Annotated in this window: 16 protein-coding genes, 3 tRNA genes and 4 pseudogenes; 7 read left to right on the top strand and 16 right to left on the bottom strand. The window is 65.2% G+C overall.

What is annotated here, in order from left to right:
- Nucleotides 1-10: 10 nt before the first annotated feature.
- The 3 genes from RND78_RS13640 to tyrS form a co-directional block, all read right to left on the bottom strand.
- On the bottom strand, nt 11-778 hold the full coding sequence (locus tag RND78_RS13640; protein ID WP_312729466.1) for an SDR family NAD(P)-dependent oxidoreductase: 768 nt from the start codon (nt 776-778) through the stop codon (nt 11-13).
- A 98-nt stretch (nt 779-876) separates the two neighbouring features.
- Entirely contained in the window at nt 877-1,554 is a 678-nt protein-coding gene (locus tag RND78_RS13635; RefSeq protein ID WP_312729465.1) for an SDR family NAD(P)-dependent oxidoreductase, read from the bottom strand.
- A gap of 9 nt (nt 1,555-1,563) precedes the next feature.
- Entirely contained in the window at nt 1,564-2,808 is a 1,245-nt protein-coding gene (gene tyrS / locus RND78_RS13630; protein WP_312729464.1) for a tyrosine--tRNA ligase, read from the bottom strand.
- 595 nt (nt 2,809-3,403) lie between these two features.
- Here tyrS and RND78_RS13625 point away from each other — a divergent pair.
- Nucleotides 3,404-4,582, top strand: coding sequence for an ATP-binding protein (locus tag RND78_RS13625; RefSeq protein WP_312729463.1), 1,179 nt, complete (start codon nt 3,404-3,406; stop codon nt 4,580-4,582).
- A gap of 5 nt (nt 4,583-4,587) precedes the next feature.
- The gene (locus RND78_RS13620) at nt 4,588-5,223 is read left to right on the top strand and encodes a histidine phosphatase family protein (RefSeq protein WP_312729462.1); all 636 of its coding nucleotides are present in this window, start codon (nt 4,588-4,590) and stop codon (nt 5,221-5,223) included.
- Here RND78_RS13620 and RND78_RS28285 read toward each other — a convergent pair.
- The 7 genes and pseudogenes from RND78_RS28285 to RND78_RS13595 all read right to left on the bottom strand — a co-directional run.
- Nucleotides 5,216-5,653, bottom strand: a pseudogene (locus RND78_RS28285) (methyl-accepting chemotaxis protein); the annotation flags it as partial. The gene RND78_RS13620 and the pseudogene RND78_RS28285 overlap by 8 nt on opposite strands.
- Nucleotides 5,654-5,758: 105 nt before the next feature.
- Nucleotides 5,759-6,529, bottom strand: a pseudogene (locus RND78_RS28280) (PAS domain-containing protein); the annotation flags it as partial.
- A 245-nt stretch (nt 6,530-6,774) separates the two neighbouring features.
- A complete protein-coding gene (locus RND78_RS13610; protein WP_312729459.1) occupies nt 6,775-8,250 on the bottom strand; it encodes a chemotaxis protein CheW in 1,476 nt (491 codons plus the stop codon).
- A pseudogene (locus tag RND78_RS28275) lies at nt 8,247-8,693 on the bottom strand (methyl-accepting chemotaxis protein); the annotation flags it as partial. The pseudogene RND78_RS28275 and the gene RND78_RS13610, both read right to left, overlap by 4 nt.
- A 168-nt stretch (nt 8,694-8,861) precedes the next feature.
- A pseudogene (locus RND78_RS13605) lies at nt 8,862-10,724 on the bottom strand (PAS domain S-box protein); the annotation flags it as partial.
- A gap of 143 nt (nt 10,725-10,867) precedes the next feature.
- Entirely contained in the window at nt 10,868-11,653 is a 786-nt protein-coding gene (locus RND78_RS13600; RefSeq protein WP_312729457.1) for a sulfite exporter TauE/SafE family protein, read from the bottom strand.
- Nucleotides 11,654-11,883: 230 nt separating this feature from the next.
- The gene (locus tag RND78_RS13595; RefSeq protein ID WP_312729456.1) at nt 11,884-12,246 is read right to left on the bottom strand and encodes a hypothetical protein; all 363 of its coding nucleotides are present in this window, start codon (nt 12,244-12,246) and stop codon (nt 11,884-11,886) included.
- Nucleotides 12,247-12,414: 168 nt separating this feature from the next.
- Here RND78_RS13595 and RND78_RS13590 point away from each other — a divergent pair, with 168 nt between their 5' ends.
- Together RND78_RS13590 and RND78_RS13585 are read left to right on the top strand one after the other, a co-directional pair.
- Nucleotides 12,415-12,618: a hypothetical protein gene (locus tag RND78_RS13590; protein WP_312729455.1), complete on the top strand. Its 204-nt coding sequence runs from the start codon at nt 12,415-12,417 to the stop codon at nt 12,616-12,618.
- A 380-nt stretch (nt 12,619-12,998) separates the two neighbouring features.
- The gene (locus RND78_RS13585) at nt 12,999-13,199 is read left to right on the top strand and encodes a hypothetical protein (RefSeq protein WP_312729453.1); all 201 of its coding nucleotides are present in this window, start codon (nt 12,999-13,001) and stop codon (nt 13,197-13,199) included.
- A gap of 223 nt (nt 13,200-13,422) precedes the next feature.
- On the opposite strand, the gene RND78_RS13580 is transcribed toward RND78_RS13585, so the two are convergent.
- The 3 genes from RND78_RS13580 to RND78_RS13570 all read right to left on the bottom strand — a co-directional run bounded on the left by RND78_RS13580 (nt 13,423) and on the right by RND78_RS13570 (nt 13,745).
- Nucleotides 13,423-13,507, bottom strand: a tRNA-Leu gene (locus RND78_RS13580).
- A 50-nt stretch (nt 13,508-13,557) separates the two neighbouring features.
- Nucleotides 13,558-13,633, bottom strand: a tRNA-His gene (locus tag RND78_RS13575).
- Between the two features lie 35 nt (nt 13,634-13,668).
- A tRNA-Arg gene (locus RND78_RS13570) sits at nt 13,669-13,745 on the bottom strand.
- A gap of 245 nt (nt 13,746-13,990) precedes the next feature.
- On the opposite strand from RND78_RS13570, the gene folD reads away from it, so the two are divergent.
- The gene (gene folD, locus RND78_RS13565) at nt 13,991-14,845 is read left to right on the top strand and encodes a bifunctional methylenetetrahydrofolate dehydrogenase/methenyltetrahydrofolate cyclohydrolase FolD (RefSeq protein WP_312729451.1); all 855 of its coding nucleotides are present in this window, start codon (nt 13,991-13,993) and stop codon (nt 14,843-14,845) included.
- 48 nt (nt 14,846-14,893) lie between these two features.
- Here folD and RND78_RS13560 read toward each other — a convergent pair whose 3' ends face one another.
- Complete coding sequence (locus tag RND78_RS13560; RefSeq protein WP_312729448.1) at nt 14,894-15,745, bottom strand: glycine betaine ABC transporter substrate-binding protein; 852 nt, start codon at nt 15,743-15,745, stop codon at nt 14,894-14,896.
- A 263-nt stretch (nt 15,746-16,008) separates the two neighbouring features.
- Between RND78_RS13560 and RND78_RS13555 the strand changes: the two genes are divergently transcribed.
- Both RND78_RS13555 and RND78_RS13550 read left to right on the top strand, forming a co-directional pair.
- The gene (locus RND78_RS13555; RefSeq protein WP_312729446.1) at nt 16,009-17,319 is read left to right on the top strand and encodes a serine/threonine protein kinase; all 1,311 of its coding nucleotides are present in this window, start codon (nt 16,009-16,011) and stop codon (nt 17,317-17,319) included.
- Nucleotides 17,320-17,416: 97 nt separating this feature from the next.
- Nucleotides 17,417-18,133: a VacJ family lipoprotein gene (locus RND78_RS13550; RefSeq protein WP_312729835.1), complete on the top strand. Its 717-nt coding sequence runs from the start codon at nt 17,417-17,419 to the stop codon at nt 18,131-18,133.
- A gap of 3 nt (nt 18,134-18,136) precedes the next feature.
- On the opposite strand, the gene RND78_RS13545 is transcribed toward RND78_RS13550, so the two are convergent.
- The gene (locus RND78_RS13545; protein ID WP_312729445.1) at nt 18,137-19,273 is read right to left on the bottom strand and encodes a patatin-like phospholipase family protein; all 1,137 of its coding nucleotides are present in this window, start codon (nt 19,271-19,273) and stop codon (nt 18,137-18,139) included.
- Nucleotides 19,274-20,209 carry a lipid A biosynthesis lauroyl acyltransferase gene (locus RND78_RS13540; RefSeq protein WP_312729444.1) on the bottom strand — a complete coding sequence of 312 codons (936 nt, stop codon included), beginning with the start codon at nt 20,207-20,209 and terminating at the stop codon, nt 19,274-19,276.
- Nucleotides 20,210-20,340 lie beyond the last annotated feature (131 nt).

Raw genomic sequence — 20,340 nt, 5'->3', positions numbered from 1 at the left:
GGCGGATCTCCTAGCGTGGGGCCATGCGCAAGGCGCCGTCGAGCCGGATCACCTCGCCGTTGAGCATGGGATTCTCGATGATATGGCGGACCAGGGCAGCGAATTCCTCGCCACGCCCGAGCCGTGGGGGAAAGGGCACATTGGCGGCCAGGGCCTCGCGCACCTCGGAAGTCATGCCGGCCATCATCGGCGTCTCGAACACCCCCGGTGCGATGGTCATGACCCGGATGCCCTGGGCGGCCAACTCGCGGGCTGCCGGCAGCGTGAGCGACGCGACCCCTCCCTTGGAGGCGGCATAGGCGGCCTGGCCGATCTGGCCGTCGAAGGCGGCGATGGAGGCGGTGTTGATGATCACCCCCCGCTCGCCACCGACATCGGCCTCGCCCTCGGCCATGGCCGCCGCGGCCAGCCGCAGCACGTTGAAGCTACCCACCAGGTTGACGGTGACGATGCGGGCGAAGGACGCCAGATCGTGAGGCCCGTTGCGCCCGAGGATACGCGCCCCACCGACGATGCCGGCGCAACTGATCGCCCCGTGCAAACCGCCCCAATGCGCCAGGATGGCCTCGACAGCCGCCGTCAGCGCCTCGGCATCGGTCACGTCGACCGGCAGGGCGAGGGCCTGGTGGCCCAGGCGTTCGGCCTGGGCCTGTACCGCCTCGGCCTGCAGGTCCAGCAGCGCCACCCGGGCGCCTGCTGCAATCAGCACCTGGGCCGTAGCCGCGCCGAGGCCGGAACCGGCGCCGGTGACCAGGAAGGTTCGATCATCGATGCGCATGCTCGTACTCCCGCTAGAGACTGCCTGCATCTTCGATCGCGCCCAGAGGTCGGACAAGGGCCGAATCGCTCACTTGGCCTGAGCGATTCGGCCACCCCTCACCAGGGCAATACCTGGCCTTGATAGTCGAGGAAGGCACAACCCGCCTGGCCGGCGCGGGATTCGATGACCGCCACCAGCCCGGCCACGCTGTCGCTGATCGCCACCGGTGCGCGCGCCCCGCCCAGCTCGGTCTGCACCCACCCCGGATGCAGTGCCAGTACCGCGAAGGTTGGGCGCCGCCCGGCCACCCAGCTCTGCAACAGGCTGTTCAGTGCCGCCTTGCTGGCGCCATAGAGCGGCATCCCCGCGGCGCGCGCCAGGCTGACGCTCCCCATCTGCGAACTCAAACAGGCCGCGACGCCCTGGGCGGCCACGTGCAGTGCCAGAACCTCCAGCAGTCGCAGGGGCGCCACGGCGTTGGTCAGGAACAACTCGCCCAACTCGGTCGCCGTCGCGCGCCGCCCTTCGTCCTCCATCGGCCCCATGATGCCGGCATTGACGATCAGGCGGTCCAGCGGCGCGCCCTGCAGTTCTTCCGCGAGGTGCACACCCAGCTGCGGATCGCACAGATCACCGACCACCACCCGCAGCCGTCCACCGGCCTGCGCTGCCACCTTCTGCAGGTGCGCATTCGGCGTCCGCACCACCGCCAGCACCTTGGCGCCCTGCGCCAGATAGCCCTCCACCAGGCCCAGCCCTATGCCTCGCGAAGCACCGATCACACAGACGTTCATAGTGTCTCCTCAATCCACCAAGGCGATACGCAGATGCCGCTTCTTGCCCAGGCTCACCCGTCGCCCGGCGTCCGTCATGGCCAGCCGAAGATCGGGATCAATCACCGCCTGCTCATCCAGCCGCAGGCCACCACCCTCCGCCAGGCGGCGTACGGCACTGCGCGATGGCTGCACGCCCGCGGCCACCAGCAATTCGACGAGGCTGACGCCCGCCGCCAACTGGGCGCGGCTCAGGACGAGCGCAGGCAACTGACCGCCCTCCTCCCGCTCGGCGAACACCTCGGCTGCGGCCTGCTCGGATTCACGCTGGGCGACCTCGCCATGGGCGAGCCGGGTCGCTTCGTTGGCGAGCACCGTCTTGGCCAGGTTGATTTCCACGCCACCCAGGGCGCCTAGCCGGCGGACTTCATCCAGCGGCAGTTCGGTGAACAGTGCCAGGAAACGCTCGACGTCGGCATCGTCGCAATTGCGCCAGAACTGCCAGAAGTCGAAGGCCGACAGCCGCTCCTCGTTGAGCCAGACCGCGCCCTGGGCCGACTTGCCCATCTTGCGACCGTCGCGGGTAGCCAGCAACGGCATGGTCAGGCCGTAGAGCTGGGGCCCGCCCTGTCGGCGCGATAGCTCCACACCATTGATGATGTTGGCCCATTGGTCAGCGCCACCCAGTTGCAGGGTGCAGCCATAGCGGCGCGACAACTCGACGAAATCGTAGGCCTGCAGCAGGGTGTAGCCGAACTCCTCGAAGGACAGCGAATGCTCGCGGTCGAGACGGTTCTTGATGGCGTCGAAGGTCAACAACCGATTGATGGAGAAATGCCGGCCCACGGCGCCGAGGAAATTCAAATAGCCGAGTCCGTCGAGCCATTCGGCGTTGTCCACCACCTGGGCGCAGCCATGGCCGTCGCCCACTTCCAGGTACCGGTGGAAGGCCTTGGCGATGCCGGCCATGTTCCGGGCGATCTGGCCATCGTTGAGCACCGGACGGCTGCTGTCGCGAAAGCTCGGATCGCCGATGCGGGTAGTGGCGCCGCCAATCAGCAGCAGGACGGGATGGCCGGCGCGCTGCAGCCAGCGCATCAGCATCAGGCCCTGCAGATGGCCGACGTGCAGGCTGTCGGCGGTGGCGTCGAAGCCGAGATAGCCGGTCACCGGCCCCGCAGCGAAGGCACGGGCGAGTCCGTCGCGGTCGGTGGCCTGGTGGATGAAGCCGCGGGCTTCGAGGGTGGTGAGCAGGTCTTGGGTGGTGCTGTCCATGGGTTCTCCTGTAGCTGGACGGTGCCAGGGAGACCGGGAGGACTTGCCTTGACCGAGCCGCCCTAGGCGGTTCGGTCATGCAGCGCAGTCCCTACCACCTGATGATCAGGTAGGGGTAATAGGCGCTGATGGGGCAGAGGAATAGGTGCATGGGCCATCACGCTACCGGGTCGTCCGCCGCTTGGCAACCGCGCGGCGCGGCGGCGGGTCAAACCGCTCGCGCCGCCGCTTTGACCAGACGTCGCACCTCCCCTGGCACCGGCTGAACGAACGGCGACAGTGACGTTCCGACAGCTGTCCTTTGCCAGCCGTATCGAGACGCAGAGATGAACCCCTTCACGTCGCTCCCCGGGGTATCCCGCACCATCTTCATCACGCCAGGCGGCCCTGGACAAGGAAAAGACCTTGAGTGAGAGGATCTCGCTGATGAAAAGAATCACCCCAGGCACCCTGTTGTTCATCCTGCTCTGCCTCACCATCCTGGCCTACGCGACCGACCTCATCGGCTAGCGGCAACTAACCGGCGGATGAAAGTTGCCCAGAAAGCCTGCGTAGCCTAGCGTTTAGGTTCGAATCGCCAAAGAGCCGCACTGCAATGCCAACGCCTTACTCCAGCGCTGTCGAAAGCGTCGAACTCTTGAGGTCGCTGGACTCCGTCGCCACGCTGCTGCGCGTCGTCTGCGACCTCAGTGGCCTGAGGGTCGCCACGGTGGCAGAAGTCACCGAAGATCGCTGGGTCGCCTGCGCCGTCCACGACCGTATGGACTTCGGCCTGCTGCCCGGTGCCGAACTGGAACTCGAATCCACGCTCTGCAACCACGTTCGCTCCTCCCACGAGTCGGTGATCATCCCCGACGTGGAGCGCAGCCTGACCTATTGCGACCATCCAGCGCCCCGCCTCTACGGCTGGAAAAGCTACGTATCGGTCCCCATCTTTCGTCCCAACGGCACCTTTTTCGGCACCCTCTGCGCGCTCGATAGCCAGCCACAACCGCAATTGGAACAGCGTCCCGTGGCGGCCGTCATGGAAGGCTACGCCACCCTGATCGGCGAGCTGATCCTGCAGGAAGAGCGCCGCCGCGATGAAACGCCCGGACCACGCAGCGATGCCGATCTGCAGGCCCTGCGCGAGCAGTTGCTGGTGCTGTTCGACCAGGACCTGCGCGTGCCTCTGCAAAGCTTGGCATTGACCGCCGAGAGCCTTGCCGAGCAAATTCCGGCGGTACGCGCCTGGTACGGCACCGTCGAACAGCTCGCGCAACGCAGCGCTGACGCCGCGGATTTCATTCGCGCGCAACTGGGTAGCGGCCTGCCGTTGAAACTCGCGTGGGTGGACGATATGAACGACCGCCTCGACACCTTGCTGTCCCAGGTGCGCAACCGGTATCCACGTCTGACCTTCAGCGCCCAGCTGCCAGCGTTGTCCGCTCCGCTGCGCCTGGACGCGCCCCGCCTGCTGCAGGCGCTGCATGCGGTGCTGGAGCAGGCCGTAGCGCAATCGGCACCGGGCCAGGACATCCGTCTCAGCGGGGCGATCCACGAGCGCGCCTATCGGCTACGGGTAGAGGACGACGGCGTACCGCTGCAGCCCGCCGAGCTCGACCAGCTGTTCCAGCCCCGCATCGTCGAGTCAGGGTCGGGTAGCCCCACGGGCCTGGACCTGGGCCTGTACCTGGCGCAGGAAATCGTGCGTGGCCATGGCGGCACCTTCACCGCCAGTACCGTCGAGGGTCACAATCGCTTCACCCTGAACCTGCCCACTGCCCTGGATTGATGCGCTTGGTCCTACCTATCCCCCTGCTGGTGATCCGTCACGGCGAAACCGACTGGAACGCCAGCGGCCGCCTGCAGGGTCGCCAGGACATCCCCCTCAATGCGCGCGGCCGTGCCCAGGCACAGGCCGTGGGCCTGGCCTTGCGCGAGCGCTTCGACCTGACCAGCTTCGCCTGCCTGAGCAGTCCCCTGGGTCGGGCGAGCGAGACCCTGAGCCTGATCCTGGCGCAGGTCGCCGGCCGCCCCCGCGCCCTGGGAACCGACCAACGCCTGGCGGAAAAGGCCTTCGGTGAATGGGAAGGCCTCGACGCCCAGGCCATCGCCGCCCGCTATCCCCTCCAGCATGCCGAACGCGCCCGGGCACCCTATGGATTCCGCGCACCCGGTGGCGAAAGCTACGCGGATGTCGCGGAGCGCGTGCGGCCGCTGCTGGCCAGCCTCCAGGGCCCTACGCTACTGGTCGCCCACGGCGGGTTGATCCGTAGCCTGCTGGTGGCAGCCGACCTGGCCACACCGAGCGAAGCCACCAAGCTCGTCATCCACCAGGGTCGCTGGCTGGAGCTCGACGCCAGCGGCTACCGCTGGTACAGCGCCGCTGGCTGGGCAGACGACGCCAAGGATCCGGAAGCCCGCCTCAATTAAGGCGACGGGCGAACTGGCTGACCGCTCCGACCACCTGGCGAGCGCCATCCTGGATCTCGGTGATGCGCAGCCCCGCATCGCCGGCCAGTTGCAAGCCCTGCTCCGCCTGCTGCCGGCTGGCCGCCATGTTGGCTACCGCCGTCTGTGCCAGTTGCTGGTTCTGCTGCACCACGCCAACGATCTCCTCGGTAGCCTTGCTGGTGCGGCCAGCCAGTTGTCGTACCTCGTCCGCCACGACGGCGAAGCCGCGACCCTGCTCGCCTGCCCGCGCCGCCTCGATGGCCGCGTTGAGCGCCAGCAGATTGGTCTGCTCGGCGATGCCGCTGATGGTCTTGACGATGGCGCTGATCACCAGCGATTGCTTGCCGAGGTCCTCGATGCCATTGGCGGCGACCTGGATCTCATCGGCGATGCGTGTCATCACCGCGACGGTATCCTGCACCACGGCGGCGCCCTGGCGGGCACTTTCATCGGTGGTCTGGGAGATGTCGAAGGCGACCCGCGCCGCCTCGGCCACGGCCAGTTCCTGCTCCACCTGCTCGGTGATGACGGTAGCGAACTTGATCACCTTGTAGAGTTCGCCACGGGTATCGAGCACCGGGTTGTAGGACGCCTCCAGCCAGACCGTACGGCCGTGGCTGTCGATGCGCTTGAAACGACCGGCCACGTAGTCACCACGATTGAGCCGCTCCCAGAAGCCCCGATAGTCGACGGAGTCCGCTTCTTCGCGGCCGCAGAACATCCGATGGTGCTTGCCGACGATCTGCGCCAGCGAATAGCCCATGCCCTGCAGGAAGCGCTCGTTGGCGGTGAGCACCTCGCCGGACAGATTGAATTCGATCACCGCGGTGGAGCGCAGCAGCGCATTGATGATGCCCGAATGCTCGGTGGAGGTTTCCACCTGCTCGGTCCGGTCGTAGGCATAGCAGCGGATCTGCTTGACCTGCCCCTGGGCATCCCGGACCGGCGTCCAGATCGCATAAAGCCAGGCCACACCACCTGTCCCACGCAGCAGACGGTAGATGCCACTGATCTGGCGCCCCTCGCTGAAACTGCGCTTGAGATCCCGATAGCAATCCATGCACTTCACGTAATCCGGAATGATGTCGTCGAGCTTCTGCCCGCTCAGGCTGCCAGGGGCATAGCCCAAGCAGAGGCCGAAATTCTCGTTGAAATCCTCGATCCGGCCCTGGGCGTCCAGCAGTAGACAGAGAGCATCGTTACAGAACGCCGTGCGCAGCTGGCGATGGTCCGCCAGTTCGGCTTCGAGTTCGGCAATACGGCGTTTGAGCGACGAGTTGAACATGGGATCACCCAGGAAAGTTGTGTCTTTCTCTGGTTCGACGCGCCAGGAATTTTCTTGACGCCTCGCCGGACGAGTTGTCCGACCTCGCCCCCGCAGGCTACGCCGGGCGGCGCTTGCCAACCGCGCCCCGCCGCAAAAGCTTAGCGGCTCTAGCCTGCACCCATCGCCTCGGTCGGCAATGGCCGGCCGCCGTGCGACGGCCGGGATAATCGTCTCGGACTACCGTTCAGCGAGGCGACCAGCGGTCAGCCATGGATGGCGGCCGTTGGACTCGGTACGGGCTGCCGCGTCGCCAACTCGAGACGTCGCGCCAGGCCGGACAGATCGATCAGGGTCGCCTGGCGGCTGTTGCCCGGCGCGCCAACGCCGACCCAACTCTGCGCACGCAGCGCCGGCGCCACGCTTCCTTCGAGGGCCGGTTGCCAGCTGCGCGCCAGGGCGTCCTCGCGCAGGCCGGTGAAGGTATCTATGGCTTCCACCCGCTCGACGACGAAGCCCAGTCGCCGGTGCTGTCCCTCGACCACGATCACCTGGTCGCCGCTCCCGATCTCGACGGCCCGCTCGCCCGCCAGGGTGCGCAGGCAGATCAGGGTGATCTGCTGGCCGCGTACCTGCATCATGCCCAGCAGCCGGGGATCGGGTTGCCCCAGGCGCAGGTAATGTCCGGGCAGCGGCAGCACCTCGGCCACCTGGTCCAGGGGCACGGCGAACGCCAACCCGGCCAGGAACGTCAGGCAGGGCTGGCGACGAGCCTGGCTGCGCTGCTCGACCAGCAAATTACGGTCGGTTCGATAGATACGCGCGTAGGCCAGCGTCGCCTCCAGGCGCCCGAGCGCCAGGTGATCGATCACCACCGCTGCCTCGCCCTGGGGATCGGTGAAGATCCCCCGCAACAAGTCCGGCTGCTGCAGACCGAAGCCGAGCAGCGGCGCGCAGTGCGCCGGATCACGCCGCCACATGCCGAGCAGCTGGTCGAAACCGAAGGCCACACGATACTCCCCCTGCTCGCCGGCCACCAGCACCAGCAACTGCCGGCGCTGCGTCGGCGCCGAGCTGGCCAGCCCCAATAGCTCGCACAATTCCAGCACCGGCAACTGTTGCCCGCGCAGCTCGGCCTCCTGGCGACAGCAGTCGCTGGCGAATTCGCTGGCGCTCAGCTGCGGCCGGTCCACCAGTTCCTGCACCACCGCCGCATCCAGGCACAGGCGGCGGCCATCGCATTCGAACAGCAGATAGAGCCGCTCCTGGCCACTGCCGGCCCCGGCCAGTTCCCGCCTGTCCCTGGGCGACTCGCTACTGAGCTCGAAATCCGGCAGCGCCACCAGGGCATCCAGGTCGAGCAGATGCACCAGCCGTCCGCTGTCCGGATCGAGATGGATCCGTCCCAGCAATCGGCCGGCCGGACCCTGGAGGCGATCAATCAGTTCGTCCGCCAGTCGCAGCACGTCCACCACCCCATCGACGCTCAGGCCGAAGCGACCACCGCCGTGGCGGATCACCGCGACCCGGCGCGGCGTATCCGGCGGCGGCAATCCCAACAGCCCATGGCCATCCACCAGTGGCAGCGGCCGACCGCTCAATTCGAACAGGCCGAGCAACCAGGGCGCAGGACTGGGATGGGCGGTCAGGCGCTCCGGCCAGGACACCACGCGCTCCAGTGCGAGAGCGGGCACGGCGACCTCCAGGTCACCGATCCGGACCACGCCCTGGGCCAGACTCACGGACGCCCTCCCACCGGGAGCGGACTCGCGGCGTTGGTCGCCGCATCCAGTTCCTGAATCAATTGATTGACCCGCGCCGCATCGTCGAGCTGCAGCGCCGTCGAGCCGTTGATCGCCTCGATGGACTGCTGGGTCTTGCCCATGCCTTCGGCGATCAGGCCGAAGGCTTCCCCGACACTGCGCGAGATCTCGCTGCCCTGGGCGATGCTCTTCACCGACTCCAGGATCAGCTTGTTGATCTCCTTGGTCGCCTGGGACGACTTCTCCGCCAGCTTGCGCACCTCGTCGGCCACCACTGAGAAGCCCAGGCCATGCTCCCCGGCCCGCGCGGCCTCGATGGCGGCGTTGAAGGCCAGCATGTTGGTCTGGTTGGCGATGTCGCTGATCACCTGGACGATGTCCTGGATGCCACCCGCGGTAGTGCCTATGGTCTCCATGGCATCGAGCGACCGGTTCAGCGTCAGCGACCCACGCTCCGCCTCCTCCAGGGTACGGCGCGCGATGCGATTGGCTTCGTCGGTGGTCTCGGCGATCTGGTTGATCGAACGGGTCAAGGCGTGCAGCGACAGATTCATCTGCTCGATCTTCTGCCGCACGTGCTGCTCCATTTCCACCTGGCGGGTAATGTCGGTGGCGAATTTCACCACCTTGTGCACCTGGCCCTCCGCATCGAAGATCGGGTTGTAGGTGGCCTGGATCCAGATCCGCTGGCCGAACTTGCTCAGCCGCATGAAGCGGCCGCCGAACACCTCGCCCTGCGCCAACCGCGTCCAGAACTCGCGGTACTCGCCCGAGGTGACGTATTCGTCCTCGCAGAAGATGCGGTGATGCTGATGGCGGATTTCCTCCAGGCGATAGCCGAGGGTCGCCAGGAAGTTGCGATTGGCATCGAGGATCTTGCCGGTGAGGTCGAATTCGATCACCGCCTGGCCGCGGTCGATGGCCGCCACCTTGCCGGCATAATCACTGTTGCGGATCTGGCTTTCGGTGATGTCCACCGCGAACTTCACCACCTTGCACGGCTTGCCGTCGGCATCGAAGATCGGATTGTAGGTGGCCTGGATCCAGATCTCCTCGCCACGGCTGTTGCGTCTCTTGTACACCCCGGCGTCGAATTCCCCCCGCGCCAGCTTGTCCCAGAACAGCCGGTACTCGGCGGAGCGGGCATAGTCGTCGGGGCAGAAGATCCGATGATGCTTGCCCACCACCTCGTCGGCCTGGTAGCCCAGTGCCAGGAGGAAATTGCGATTGGCGGTGAGCACCGTGCCCTCGAGGGAAAACTCGGCCATGGCCTGGGAACGATCGATGGCCGCCACCTTGCCCTCGTAGTCGCTGTTGCGTAGCTGGCTCTCGGTCACGTCGCTGGCGAACTTCACCACCTTGTAGGGGTGTCCTTCGGCATCGAGGATGGGGTTGTAGGTCGCCTGGATCCATACCTGGCGCCCATCGCTGGCGCGTCTCTTGTACAACCCGGTATCGAAATCGCCACGCCCGAGCTTTTCCCAGAACAGCCGATAGCCCGGCGAACGCGCATAGTCCGGCTCGCAGAAGATCCGGTGATGCTTGCCCCGCACCTCCTCCAGACTGTAGCCGAGCGCGGACAGGAAGTTTTCGTTGGCGTCGAGGATGTTGCCGTGCAGATCGAACTCGATCACCGCCTGGGCACGGTCGATGGCCGCCATCTTGCCCTGGAACTCGGCCGCCTGCAGTTGCGCAGCCGTCACGTCGGTGGCGAACTTGACCACCTTGTAGGCTCGGCCCTCGGCATCCAGGATGGGATTGTAGGTCGCCTGGATCCAGATCGGCCGACCGTCGCGGCGGATGCGCTTGTAGACACCGGAATCGAAGATCCCCTGCCCCAACCGATTCCACAGCAAGGCGTAATCCGCCGACCGCGCGTAGTCGGCCGGGCACATGAGGCTGTGATGGCGACCGCGCAGCTCTTCCAGCGCGTAGCCGGTCATGCCGAGGAAATTGTCGTTGGCCCAGAGCACGTTGCCCTGCAGGTCGAATTCGATCACCGCCTGGGATCTATGGATGGCGGCGATCTTGCCCTCGTACTCCACCGCCTGCAGGCGACTCTCGGTGATATCGGTGGCGAACTTGATGATGCGCACCGGCCGCCCCTCGGCGTCGAGCAGCGGGTTGTAGGTCGCGCGGATCCAGACCACGCGGCCGTCCTTGCGCTGCCGGCGGTAGACGCCACTGTGGAATTCGCCCCGTCCCAGCGTCTCCCAGAAGCTCGGGTAATCGCCGCTCTCCAGTACTTCTTGCGGACAGAACAGCCGATGGTGGCGGCCGCGTACCTCGTCCAGGGTGTAGCCGAAGGTCTGCAGGAAGTTGTCGTTGGCCACCAGCACTGTACCTTCGAGATCGAACTCGACGATGGCGAGGGAGCGGTCCAGCGCCTGCCGCAGGCTCTGGTAGGCAGAAGCTACATCGAGGGCAACAGGCTCAGCAGCAGTGGGGATCATGGGTAGCTCCGGGCAAGGTTCTTGTGCCCCAGGCTATCGGCAATTGCGATAACAAATTGAGCAAAAAGCCATCATCGAAGCGTTGTTTTTCGTCGGCCAACGCCGGTCGGCCGACGAATGGTCGTCACGCGCGAGGCGGCGCGTCAGACCACCAGCTTGGCCCCTATGACCATCAGCATGACGGCCAGGCAAGGCCTGAGCACCCCATCCGGTACCCGCCCGGAGAGATGACTGCCGAGAAAGATGCCCGGCAGGGAGCCGAGCAGCAAAAAGCCCAGCACCTGCCAGTCGAGATTGCCCAGGCCTGCATGCCCCAGCCCCGCCACCAGGGTCAGGGGTACCGCATGGGCGATCTCGGTGCCCACCAGGCGACGGGTAGCCAACAGCGGATAGAGCATGAACAGCGCCACCGTCCCCAGGGCTCCAGCGCCAATGGACGTCAGGGTGACCATGAAGCCCAGCACGACACCGGTGAGCACCGTCAGGCCATTCAGGCGCCCGTTGCTCAGATGGAGGCGGTCGCCAGCGTGGCGGCTGGCGAAGGCGAATATCTGCTTCTTGAAGAGAATGGCGCTGGCCGTCAGCAACAGCACGATGCCCAGGGCATGCTTGATGAGCTCATTGGTGGCGTGCTGGTCGCCCGGCAGCAGCGCGAGCGCGACCAGGGTCAGGGCGGCGGCCGGTACGCTGCCCGCAGCCAGCCAGCCGGTCACCGACCAGTCGATGTTGCGATTGCGCTGGTGGACCCAGACCCCGCCTGCCTTGGTGATGGCCGCATACAGCAGATCGGTGCCCACCGCCGCGGCGGGATTGATGCCGAACCAGAGCAGGATGGGCGTCATCAGCGAACCGCCGCCTACACCCGTCATGCCGACGATGAACCCCACTACCAGCCCCGCGATGACGAAGCCTATTGCACCTACTTCCATTACCGTCCCAATTGCCGTTGTCGGCTCATTCAGAGGCCGCACAGCATAAACACTAGGGTTATATCGGCATATATTGAAAAAATCTTTGCTTATAACCAATACCCAGGCAGCTGTGCGGCAAGACGCTTCGTACCGACGGCACCGCCGACCGGCAGCAGCTGCAGTTCCAGGTGCTGGCCCAGGTCGCCTGACGCATCGTGCAGGTGCGTTAAACCTCCAGGCCACCTCCCTCAGGGGGCGCGATGGGCATCGAGATAGGCGTCGATCTCTTCCTGACCATAGCCTGCTCGGCGGGCGTGAGTCTCCACTGCATCCCGGCAGGCAGGCTCTGTCACGCTCATCGGCAGCGGCGCACTACAGGTCGCCAGGGTCGTCTGGGCGAGAAAAGTCGACAGATCCTGCTTGTGCTCTTCGGAGACCGGGTGGGTTCCCGTCGTCGGGGCATGGGCTGCCACCGGCGGTGCGGTAGTGGCCACCACCGCAGGTTCGCTACTGGTGGAATCGCTGCGGTGCGTGGTCGACACCGCCGCCACGACCAGCACGCCGAACCCCAGACTCAACACCAACAGTTTGCGCGTCGAATTCCCGCTCATGGTCATCTTCTTCCCTACTGCTCAATTCCAGTCGCCGACATCCGAATCGATTGAGACCACGAGCGGCCGAAAGTTTCTCCCAATGAAGTCATACAATATTTTCTCGGCCCGTATCCAGCATGGATGCCGCGTGCCACACTCGGAGGCCGAAGAGGACAGGAGGGACTCATGCAGCAGAAGGATTTCACCGATCCACGCCTGCGCCAGCTCGCGGCCGATCTTTCGCTCGCCGACCACCTCGCGGAAGCCGGCGAAGCAGACCTCAACGGCGAATTGAAGCGCCGGGTCCGCGAGGATCTGGAAAGGGCCATGCGTGAGGTGGGTCAGCTCAGCGAAGAACAGGCGCTCTGGTTGCGTTGGGCGACCAGTTGAAAAGGTTGCCGGCGGAATCGTACCTCCACGTCGTTTCGCTGTAACCAACGGCTGCTAGCTTGAGGCTATCCCCTTCCTTGGAGCCTGGCATGAAATCGGATTACGAAATCAGCGACGACATCGCTCACGTAGTCGGGGGCACCCTGATGAGCCTGATCCTGCTCAGCAGCGGCGTGATCGGCGGCGCCTTCTTCCTGCTGGCCTGAATCGCTGGGCTGACGCTCCGTCGGCACGCCGCGTTAATGACTTGGCGTCCCGGATAGCCAGAAGAATACATCCAGGCAGCGGAAGGCCGCTTCGGTTACTTGCAATACCTGTCCCGGGCGTTACTCTTGGGCTATTCGAATAACAAGAAGCGCCGACGCCTGGAGAACCGAACCATGCGAACCCAGCTCACCCGCTCGATCACCCTGTTCGATGGTCAGGGGCTGATACCTCCAGCGACCTCCCGCATCCTGCCACGCCGCCAGGATCACCCTCAGCAGGTTAATTCGGAAAGAACCCTCAATACCCTGCTGCTCGGTCTGTCGCTCACTTACCTCGGGGCCGTTTTCAATCCGCTGCTCCAACATCTTTACTAGCAACGTCGGAACCAGTGCTGGAAGAGCTTCGCCGAAGCGCCGAGCCCGAGCCTCGCCAGACCGATGCCTGTCGGGCGCTTGGCGCGATTCACGACAGGGACGAACACGAACCAGGCGATTCGGCTTGCCCCCTCGGCGGGTCAGGAGTGGCGATCCGCCCCGAGCGAATCGCAGGCACAAAAAAACCGGCGCGAGGCCGGTTCTTTGGGCGTGCATCTTTGATTGGTGCGGACGGAGAGACTCGAACTCTCACACCTTGCGGCGCCAGAACCTAAATCTGGTGTGTCTACCAATTCCACCACGTCCGCGAGACGCTTAAAGACGAACGCCAGACACGAGGTCTGGCGTTCGCAGAATATGGGGTGGACGATGGGAATCGAACCCACGACACCAGGAGCCACAATCCTGTGCTCTACCAACTGAGCTACGCCCACCATATCGCTTTTGCTTGCCGTCGCCGAACCGCCAATGGCGCGCCCGGCAGGACTCGAACCTGCGACCATCCGCTTAGAAGGCGGATGCTCTATCCAGCTGAGCTACGGGCGCCTGTTCGGCAGCTGCCCTGCCCGAGACTTCTTTGGTATGAAGACCCTGGCTGCCCTTCGTCAGTGACTTGGGCTGTGCTCGGCAAGCGGGGCGAATGTTATAAAGCTCCGACCTACCCGTCAACAATTTTTTTAAAAAATTTTAAGCAGAAGAATGAGTTAGCCGCTGCTGAGCGGTCGCTGTTGCCAGCGGGCCCGTCCATGCGAAAATACGCGACCTTTTTCCCGTCACCCCAGAAATCGCCCATGACCGCCCAACTGATCGACGGCAAGTCCATTGCCGCCCGCCTGCGCCAGGATATTGCCCAGCGAGTTTCTCAACGTCGTAGCACCGGACTGCGCGCCCCCGGTCTTGCCGTCATCCTGGTCGGCGACGATCCGGCCTCGCGGGTCTATGTGGCGCACAAGCGCAAGGACTGCGAGGAGGTCGGCTTCGACTCCTATGCCCATGACCTGCCGGTCACCGCTCGCCAGGAAGACCTGGAAGCCCTCATTGATCGTCTCAACGACGACACCAGCGTGGACGGCATCCTGCTGCAACTGCCCCTGCCCGCGCACCTGGATGCCACTCCACTGCTGGAACGCATCCGCACCGACAAGGACGTGGACGGCTTCCACCCCTACAACCTGGGCCGCCTGGCACAACGCAACCCGCAACTGCGCCCCTGCACGCCAAAGGGCATCATGACCCTGCTGCACAGCACTGGGGTCGATCTCTATGGCCTGGATGCCGTGGTCGTCGGCGCGTCCAATATCGTCGGGCGCCCCATGGCCCTGGAGCTGCTGCTGGCCGGCTGCACCGCGACGGTCACCCATAGATTCACCCGTTCGCTCGAGCATCACGTGCGCCAGGCGGATCTGGTGGTGGTGGCCGTCGGCAAGCCCGGCCTGGTCAAGGGCGAATGGATCAAGCCCGGCGCCATCGTCATCGATGTCGGTATCAATCGGCAGGCCGATGGCCGCCTGGTGGGGGACGTGGAATACGAAAGCGCTCGCGAGCGGGCCAGCTGGATCACCCCGGTACCGGGCGGGGTCGGCCCCATGACCCGTGCCTGCCTGCTGGAGAACACGCTCTACGCCGCCGAGCAGTTGCACGGCTGACGCAAAAAAAAACGGGCCCACAGGGCCCGTTTTTCATTTCTCCGCCGGTCAGGGCAGCCAGGACTTCACGCGATCCGGATGCGCAGCGACCCAGGCCTTGGCGGCCTCTTCGGGCTTCTTGCCTTCTTCCACTGCCAGCATCACTTCGTTCACTTCGCCGGGCTGCCAGGCGAATTTCTTCAGGAAATCCCAGACCGGCTTGGCCTTGGCTTCCAGGGCGGGGTTGGCGACGGTATCCACGTGCTCGGAACCGCCGAACACACCCTTGGGATCTTCGAGGAACTTCAGCTTCCACTTGGCGAACATCCAGTGCGGCACCCAGCCGGTCACCACGACAGCCTTCTGGTCCTTCTCGGCACGGGTCAGCTCGGCGATCATGCCACTGCCCGAGCTGGCCACCAGCTTGTAATCCAGACCGTAGTCCTTGATCGCCTGGTCGGCCTTGAGCATGACACCGGCACCGGCGTCGATGCCGACGATGCGGCCCCCGAACTCGTCCTTCAGCGCTTGCAGGTCGGCGATGCTGTTTGCCTTGACGTACTCGGGGACGATCAGGCCGATCTTGGCGTCCGGGGTGTTGACGTTCAGATCGACCACCTGGTCTTTCATCTTGTCGTAGTAGGCGCCGTGGGTGACCGGCAACCAGGCGGACAACATGGCATCGAGCTTACCGCGAGCGACACCCTGCCACATGATGCCAGCGGCAACCGGCATGAGCTTGACTTCGTATCCCAGATTCTGGCGGATCACTTCAGCTGCGGTGTGGGTCGTGGCCACGCTATCGGCCCAGCCATCGACGTAGCCGATGGTGATTTCCGGCTTGGCCGCCTGGGCCAGGCCCATGGCCGCAGTCAGCGCAACACCGAGTCCCATCCCCAACAGTTTCTTCACCATGCTCATGCAGCAGTCCTCTCGCAATGGAATTCCGGGCGGTTGCCCCACACCAATGATTCGGCTTACGCAAGCTGGGCACTACCATCGGGACGACGCGTAACGACCGGTTAACGACAACAGCCGCACTTTCCACGACAACCGTTGTCGCTTGACGCCACGCCCGGACCGCTCTGTAATCGGCACCTCGCGAAAAGCGACGGGTCTCGATGCAACCTATCGGCGGGCCGTTGTCTTACTAACGCTCTCAGCCCTCTGAAAGGACTCTGTCCATGCGTCTTCCCTTGCGCGTCGCCGCCCTCCTGGGCGCGCTGCTCTCCGGCCTCTACGGTACTGCGCAAGCGGCGACCGAAGTGGATGCCGCCACCTACGGCTATCCACTGGTGAATCCCTTCGAAGCCACCATCGTCACCACCCCGGAGCAGCTCCGTCCCGAGCTGCCACCGGAAAGCACCATCGACCAGGACGACTACAGCATCAATCTGCGCCCTGAGCGCGAGCACCAACTCCCCGGCAACTTCTGGCCGGTGAAGAAATTCCACTACCGGCTTGCCCGCCAGGATCATCCTGCGCCGCTGATCTTCCTGATCGCGGGTACCGGCGCCAACTATTCGGCTAGTACCCAGGAATACCTCAAGCGGCTCTACTACGCGGCCGGCTACCACGTCGTGCAGCTGTCGTCGCCCACCAGCTGGGACTTCATGGTGTCGGTCTCGCGCACCGCTACCCCGGGCTACACCCCGCACGATGCCGAAGACCTCTATCGGGCGATGCAGGCGGTCCGCGCCCAGCATCCCAAGCTGCCCGTCACCGAGTACTTCCTGACCGGCTACAGCCTGGGCGGCCTGGACGCGGCCTTCGTCTCCTATCTCGACGAAACCCAGCGCAGCTTCAACTTCAAGAAGGTGCTGATGGTCAATCCGCCGGTCAACCTGCTGACCTCGGTACGCAACCTCGATCGCCTGGTGCAGACCGAGGTGAAGGGCGTCACCAACAACCGCACCTTCTACGAACTGATCCTGGCCAAGCTGACTCGCTACTTCCGTGACAAGGGCTACGTCGACTTCAACGACGCCGTGGTACGCGACTTCCAGCGCTCGCCGGAACGCCTGAGCAACGAAGAGCTGGCGATGCTGATCGGCTCGTCCTTCCGCTTCTCGGCGGCGGACATCGCCTTCACCTCCGACCTGATCAACCGGCGCGGCCTGATCACGCCGCCCACCTACCCCATCAACGAAGGCACCAGCCTGACGCGCTTCTTCGCCCGCTCGCTGCAGTGCGACTTCGATTGCTACATGACCGAGCAGGTCATGCCGTTCTGGCAAAAGAACTTCAAGGGGCAGAACCTGGACGACCTGGCGCGCAAGTCCAGCCTCACCGCCCTGGAGGACTACCTGAAGGACAGCGACAAGATCGGCGTCATGCACAATGCCGACGACATCATCCTCGGTCCCGGCGACCTCGGCTTCCTGCGCAAGACCTTCGGCGACCGCCTGACCGTCTATCCCCACGGCGGTCATTGCGGCAATCTCAACTATCGCGTCAATGCCAACGCCATGCTGGAGTTCTTCGCCCGTGGTTAAGTCCCTGCTCGCTCTACTCCTGCTGGCCAGTGCCTCGACCTTCGCCGCCGAATCGAGTCCACCGCCCTCCTCGAGCCTGACCATCGGCTCCGACACCATGCCGGCCGCGCCGGTGGGGGCCGATGGCTTTACCAACCCACTGTCCACCCTCAAGTACAACCCGGGTCTGGACCAGCGCGAATTCGAACGGGCGTCCCTGGTCGCCCTGGACGTCTACGATCCCTTCGAATCCTGGAACCGCTACGTCTATCACTTCAACTATCGCCTGGACGAATGGGTGCTGCTGCCGGTGGTCGACGGCTATCGCTGGATCACACCGCGCTTTGTCCGCTCGGGCGTGAGCAACTTCTTCAGCAACCTGGGTGACGTCAACAACCTGCTCAACAGCCTGCTGCAGTTCAAGGGCCGCCGCGCCCTGGATACCACCGGCCGCCTGTTGCTCAACACCACCATCGGGGTGTTCGGCCTGTGGGACCCGGCGACCAGGGTCGGATTGATCAAGCAGCCGGAAGACTTCGGCCAGACCCTGGGCTTCTATGGCGTCGGCGACGGTCCCTTCCTGATGCTGCCGATCCTGGGTCCGTCGAACCTGCGCGATACCGGCGGCCTGGCGGTTGACTTCGCCGCGGAGAGCCAGGTGAACTTCCTGAACGTCAGCGACGAGAGCAGCCGCCATCCGGAGATCATCCTGCTGCGTGGCATCAACCTGAGATACGTGACCGACATGAGATACGGCCAGCTCAACTCGCCCTTCGAGTACGAGAAGATCCGCTATTTCTACACCAAGGCGCGTGAACTGCAGATCGCCGAGTGAGGCTTAGGCCTCGCCCAGAAAGGCCCGCAACTCCGGCAACCGGGCCTGGGCATCGGCCCGGCCCAGCGCCATGAGCTCCTGGCAATAGGCCGACTCGAACAGCAGGTAGCTGAGCAGGGCACTGCCGGACGGCCGATTCACCCCGACGCCGCGCAACAGTTGCCGCAGAGCCGGCGGCATGCGCTTGCGATGCCGGGCGGCGAGATCGCCGAGCGGCTCGCTCGGTGAGATCACCAGCATCTCGACTGGTCGACACAGACGCCCGGTGACCGGGTCCCCCACCGGCAGGGCATTGCTCAGCAGATTGAGGCGCCGCAACGTCTCGGTGTCGCTGTCCAGGGCATCGACGAAGGTGCTGTTGAGCAGATGACCGCCGATCTGCGCCACGCTGGGTGGCCTCCCCTGCACGCCGCGCTCGTTGCCGCCCGGCGCGCCCAAGCCGATCACCAGGATGCGATCAGCCCCCAGGTGCAGGGCCGGGCTGATGGGCGCGGTCTGCCGTACCGAACCGTCGCCCAGGTACTCACGCCCGATCTTCACGGGCGGGAAGAACAGCGGAATGGCGGTACTGGCCATCAGATGATCCACTGCCAGCCGGGCCGGTACGCCGACTCGCCGGTGCCGGAACCAGGGATCAAGCGCACCCTGGCTTTGGTAGAAGGTCATCGCCTGCCCCGACGCGTAGCCGAAGGCGGTCACGGCCACCGCCCGCAGCGCCCGCTGGCGCAATGCCGCGGTGATGCCGGAAAAATCCAGCTCCCGCGTCAGCAGCGCCCGCAGCGGCGCGTTGTCGAGCAGCGCCAGGGGTTCCTGGCGCCAGGCACCGAACAGCGTCTGCAGACCGAAGCGTGTCGCCTGGCGGGTCGCCCCGGGCCAGTCGCTGCGATAGATCATCCCGGTCTCCAGGCCCGACCACACCGCCGCCAGGCGCTGCACCGCACGCCCGAAATCCAGCGCTCCGCAGCCGAGCACCGCCGCATTGAGCGCGCCCGCCGAAGTCCCGACCAGGATGGGGAAAGGATTGTCCGCGGGAGCGCGCAGGGCCGCCGCCACGGCCTGCAGCACCCCGACCTGATAGGCCCCGCGGGCGCCGCCGCCCGCCAGGATGAGTCCCGTACGCCGCTCGGACGTCGCCCTCATCTAGCGTCTCTTCTTCGGATACAGCTTGGGCTCGCCCGGCGGACGCGTCTTGAAGCGCCGATGCGCCCAGAGGTACTGCTCCGGCAGCGCCCTGACGCAGCGTTCGACCCACTGGTTGATGCGCAGGCAGTCGGCCTCCTCGCTCTCACCCGGGAAATCCCCCAGCGGCGGATGGATCACCAGCCGGTAGCCGGAACCATCCGCCAGACGCTCCTGGGTGAAGGGCAGTACCCGGGCACGACCCAGGCGGGCGAACTTGGTGGTCGCGGTCACGGTGGCCGCGGGGATGCCGAACAGCGGGACGAAAAGGCTCTGCTTGGCGCCGTAGTCCTGGTCGGGTGCGTACCAGATGGCCCGCCCGGCGCGCAGCACCTTGAGCATGGCACGCACGTCCTCGCGCTCGATGGCCGTGGCATCCAGGTTGTGGCGCTCGCGTCCGCGCCGCTGGATGAAGTCGAACACCGGATTCTTGTGCTGGCGATACATGCCGTCGATGGTGTGACGCTGGCCGAGCAGCGCGGCGCCGATCTCCAGGGTGGTGAAGTGCAGCGCCATGAGGATCACGCCCTGCCCCTCGCGCTGGGCGGCCTGCAGGTGCTCCAGCCCCTCGATGTGGGCCAGCCGGGCGAGCCGCTGGCGCGGCCACCACCAGCTCATGGCCATCTCCAGCAACGCCATGGCGCTGCTGGCGAAATTGCGCCGCAGCAGGCGGTCACGGGATTGGTCATCCAGCTGTGGAAAGCAGAGTTCCAGATTGCGCCGGGCGATCGCCCGGCGCTGGCCGGCGACCCGGTAGAACACCCAGCCCAGGCCATCGGCCAGACGCAACAAGACGGCATAGGGCAACTGCACCAGCAGCCAGAGCAGGCCCAGGCCCAGCCAGAGCGGCCAGTAGCGGGGATTGAGGAAGGCTGGGCGGAAAGACGGCCGCTGCATCGGAACTCCTGCATGAAAAAGTCGCGCCATTCTACAGGCCTCGTGCAGTTTTCCCGTAGCCTTCACAGTCAGCCCCCCCTTCGCCCGGCGAGGGTTGCGACACGCGGGGCATCCCGCTATAAGTCCCGCCA

The sequence above is a fragment of the Pseudomonas oryzihabitans genome, assembly GCF_032027545.1.
Lineage (GTDB): Bacteria > Pseudomonadota > Gammaproteobacteria > Pseudomonadales > Pseudomonadaceae > Chryseomonas > Chryseomonas oryzihabitans_F.
The sequence above is the reverse complement of the archived record's forward strand: the minus strand, read 5'-3'. Positions and strand labels throughout refer to the sequence as shown.